Source organism: Oleiphilus sp. HI0132 (assembly GCF_001635845.1).
Map to the genome: position 1 here is coordinate 1 of NZ_LWGJ01000899.1, position 3,928 is coordinate 3,928.

The following is a 3,928-nucleotide window of genomic DNA, read 5'->3' on the forward strand; positions in this document are numbered from 1 at the left end:
TGCACGACGAATCAAATCTTCAGTATTCTCGCCATCTTCAGGGTAAAGCACGACCCCGNTACTACAACCTAATTGAAGCTGCGAGTCACTTAAGACAAAGTTTTCTTTAAAGGCCAATATCGTTTTATCAGCAACATCCTCAGCATCTGCGCGAGTGTTGCACTGAAAGCAAGCGATGAACTCATCGCCACCAAAACGGGCCACATAACCTCCGTAGCGAGTGATCAACTTCTTCAAGCGGGAAGCACTATCCAGCAGAATCTTATCGCCTGTACTATGCCCCAGGCTGTCATTCACCTCTTTAAAACCATCCAGGTCAATAAAAAAGATTGCCAGCTTCGAGTATTCGGCGTTTTCCTGCTGGTTAAGCATTTCATTTTTCAGGTGATATTCAATATGGCGACGGTTAGGCAAATTTGTCAGCATGTCGAAATTTGCCTGATGCTCTAACTGGTCTTCATAGGACTCTTTTGCCAAAGCAAACTCGGCAACCTGCTTTCGTCCCCGGTTCAAAGCTTCAACCAAGTCAGCAATTTCATCACTGTATTCGGGGCGATTCAGCACAATGGGCTTATAGGTTTTACTTGTTAGCTGAGCCGGCTGAACGGTTTCACGGCTAATTTTGGAAAGGTGGCGCGTCACTGCATTTTTAACAATCGTACTGAAAACAAAACTAATCAAACCGATCATCAAAGTGGAACTAATAAGGATCACGATCATCTGGTCTAATACAGACTCGGTAATCAACTCATCTTTCACATCAACTTCAATCTTACCCATATTCTGGCCGTTAAAGACCAAAGGGCTCGACAAACTTACTGGCAATTCAATATCCCCGTACTGATATTCATTGCCCAAGGCTTCTACAATTCTAACACCCTGAATTGAAGGCATACGATAGACGCCTTCCAGCAAGATATGAGTGCTATCCTGATCGACGTTCCATAAGCTTCTAGCTAACTGCTGATTAACGGCTTTGATGGTATCATTCGCTTCTTCGTAAACAGAAAGCCTTCCATCTTGATATTGTTTTACCAGCAATACCGATACCGTCACCACGGTAAAAAAGATACCGAGTGATACAAAATAAAAGGTCAAGCGGTGGCCCAGTTTCTTAAACCTTAAACCATGCTTCAACTTTTCTAGTGCGGAAAGGCCCAAAACCGTGTCCTACCTCTAGGTGAATTCGAAGAATCAATCTATCTACACTTTACATACAGCGTGATACAAGCTTAGACCATATTTTCAACAAACCTAGTAAGTCTGCTCGAAAAGTTAAGCCATCGTTGTAAGTAGATACTTTGCTTATATCTTAAGCAAAGGTATTATAGCCAGCTTTACGGAAGCATTACTTTGACAGCTTCTAAACTTTTTATTTGGAACAGCGAAACATGGCAATAAAGTCTGACAAGTGGATACGTAGAATGGCACAAGAGCAAGGCATGATTGAGCCATTCGAACCAGGGCAGGTTCGAACCGGTGAAAATGGCCGAATTATCTCTTATGGAACATCCAGTTATGGCTACGATGTTCGCTGCAGCAGTGAATTCAAGATCTTCACAAACGTCCACTCAGCAACCGTAGACCCTAAACAGTTTGATGAAAACAGCTTCGTCGATATTGATAGCGATGTTTGTATCATCCCACCAAACTCCTTTGCTTTGGCTCGAACTGTTGAGTACTTCAGAATTCCTCGTAGCGTCCTCACTGTTTGTTTGGGCAAATCTACTTATGCACGCTGCGGCATTATCGTTAACGTCACCCCATTAGAACCCGAATGGGAAGGTCACGTCACACTTGAGTTCTCTAACACCACCAATTTGCCAGCAAAAATTTATGCTAACGAAGGTGTTGCACAGATGCTGTTCTTCGAATCTGACGAAGTATGTGAAACAAGTTATAAAGATCGTGGTGGAAAATACCAGGGCCAGACTGGCGTAACGCTGCCGAAAACTTAGTTTAACTGCCTCTTCAAGTCTGAGAGAACACAAGTGGAGCAAGAAGGCGTTATCAAATATCAGCTGGTATTCGAGCATCGAAGCATCTCGATTGACGATACCAGTTTGGCTGAACTGAACCAATGCCGCCAACAAATGATGGCTCACGGGTTAATCGGCCAGGATGATAATCGCTATGAAGGCTATGGCTTTGGCAACCTATCACTGCGTTGCCAGTCAGACTCTAGCATTGAAGCGCCTCCTTCTTTCTGGATCAGCGGCACTCAAACAGGCCACCTTCCAACGCTATTCCCTCGGGATATATGCCTCGTAAACCAAAGCCACCCTGAGACAAATACAATACATGCAGAAGGTGAAACAAAGCCCTCATCGGAAAGTATGACGCATGGCGTCATCTATAAGCTTAGTGCCCGAATAAAAGCTGTGGTGCACGTTCACTCCACAGAAATATGGAAGCAACGTTCAGCGCTCAAGCTAGCTTCCACCCCCAAAGAAATACCTTATGGCACGCCAGAGATGGCAGAATCAGTGCGCCAACTATCCGCTCAATTATTACTATCTGAGAAGTCTATTCTCTTTTGCATGGACGGCCATGAAGACGGCGTTGTTGTGGCTGGTGAGTCTCTTTCTCAGTGCACCCAAACGCTAATAAACACTTTACATAGAGCAGCGACATACTCGTAAGCTTATACCAACTACCTGCAGGCTAGGCACAATGAACCGATTGAAGTTTCAAAAATCTCTCAACTCTCTTAGAGGCTGGCGTGAACGGGCATTTATGCTTGCAATAGCGGAACGCGCCCTTCCCAACGCCCTCCTATATCTTGACAGTATCGAGTCTGACAGCCCTTCAGACTCTCCACTCAAGCTTGCAGACATCGACAGCGCCTGGAACATGCTCATAATTGAGCAAGACGAAGAAGGTATTGTAGAGCTCCTCGATCTGACCCAGGCGAACATGCCTGATACCGAACAGAGCGAACATTATGGTGCCCTGCCAACTCACGATTGCCTAAGCATTCTAGAACAGGCTCTATTGGCTGGGATCAACGATGAAAAACCACGTGCATTGAGCGTTAGCCAACTGTCCTTGGAAACCATCACTCAGTTTATAGAGTTTTCCGAAGGCGACTCACTGAGCGAAAACCAGCTAATAAAGTTATTCGATTCACATCCGCTCATTGAACGCGAGTTTTCATTTCAAGCCGAACTGAGCGAGCTACTAAGATCTGCAAGCCACCCTGGAGAAGAACTGATTCTTGCCATTCGAGAGCTTGCTCAAGATGAAGGCATTAGTAATATCGGTATCAGCCTATAGACCTTAAGAGCCCTAATCTAGGGCTCTCAAAATTTGCAAGCAATTACTTGCAAAAAAATCTGCTAAATTATGTAAAAACTTCCTTGTCAATTCTACCGAAAAATTCTTTCTTCATTATAATTCCGCGCCTCCATCATTTTCTATATTGATCCATTTTCTTACTACATTTATATAACAGAGGTATCGCTTATATGATCGTTTTTACTGCCACCAATAGAGTCAACAACGAAGTTTATGTCGGCAGTGCAAGAGATAGTATGGAAGAACATTGGGCCAGACTGATCGTTCAGGCAGAAGAAGGTGGTTCAGGTGAGTTCTTAGACACTGTACGTGAATTCGGTGTTGATAACTTTACAGTAGAAACCTGGGCTTATGCTGACTCCCCTGCTGAATCCCGAGAGCTGGTTCGCGATGCCTGCGACGAGTTCAATGGCAAGCTTATCAAAACCGGACGTGCACCTGCCCCCACGGTAAATAAGGTTAATCAAGAAGTACATAGCGAGCCCAAAGCAATACAAGAAGCAAAGGCGACGAGTAAGGTAACATCAATCCATAAACAAAGCCCCGCGGCTAAGGCCGCCAGCAATACGCCTGAAGACAAGAGCAGCATTAGCCAAAATCGTAGCACAAAAAAAGAACACGGCCCTGTCAC

At 44.7% G+C, this 3,928-nt stretch carries 5 protein-coding genes; 4 read left to right on the forward strand and 1 reads right to left on the reverse strand.

Annotated features, from left to right (window positions below):
• The coding region (locus A3766_RS10150) for a diguanylate cyclase domain-containing protein (protein WP_156508852.1) at positions 1–1,161 on the reverse strand (1,161 nt) is incomplete at its 3' end.
• Positions 1,162–1,391: 230 nt separating this feature from the next.
• Between A3766_RS10150 and dcd the strand changes: the two genes are divergently transcribed.
• The 4 genes from dcd to A3766_RS10170 form a co-directional block, all read left to right on the forward strand.
• Positions 1,392–1,958 carry a dCTP deaminase gene (gene dcd, locus A3766_RS10155; RefSeq protein ID WP_068508620.1) on the forward strand — a complete coding sequence of 189 codons (567 nt, stop codon included), beginning with the start codon at positions 1,392–1,394 and terminating at the stop codon, positions 1,956–1,958.
• Positions 1,959–1,991: 33 nt separating this feature from the next.
• On the forward strand, positions 1,992–2,642 hold the full coding sequence (locus tag A3766_RS10160) for a class II aldolase/adducin family protein (RefSeq protein WP_068508619.1): 651 nt from the start codon (positions 1,992–1,994) through the stop codon (positions 2,640–2,642).
• Positions 2,643–2,673: 31 nt separating this feature from the next.
• Positions 2,674–3,276 (forward strand): DUF416 family protein, encoded by a 603-nt coding sequence (locus A3766_RS10165; protein WP_068508616.1) that lies wholly within the window; start codon positions 2,674–2,676, stop codon positions 3,274–3,276.
• 191 nt (positions 3,277–3,467) lie between these two features.
• The coding region (locus A3766_RS10170; RefSeq protein ID WP_156508853.1) for a hypothetical protein at positions 3,468–3,928 on the forward strand (461 nt) is incomplete at its 3' end.

Coding starts and splice junctions, on each gene's coding strand:
- A3766_RS10165 (WP_068508616.1), top strand. CDS start 2,674: ATGAACCGATTGAAGTTTCAAAAATCTCTCAACTCTCTTAGAGGCTGG.
- dcd (WP_068508620.1), top strand. CDS start 1,392: ATGGCAATAAAGTCTGACAAGTGGATACGTAGAATGGCACAAGAGCAA.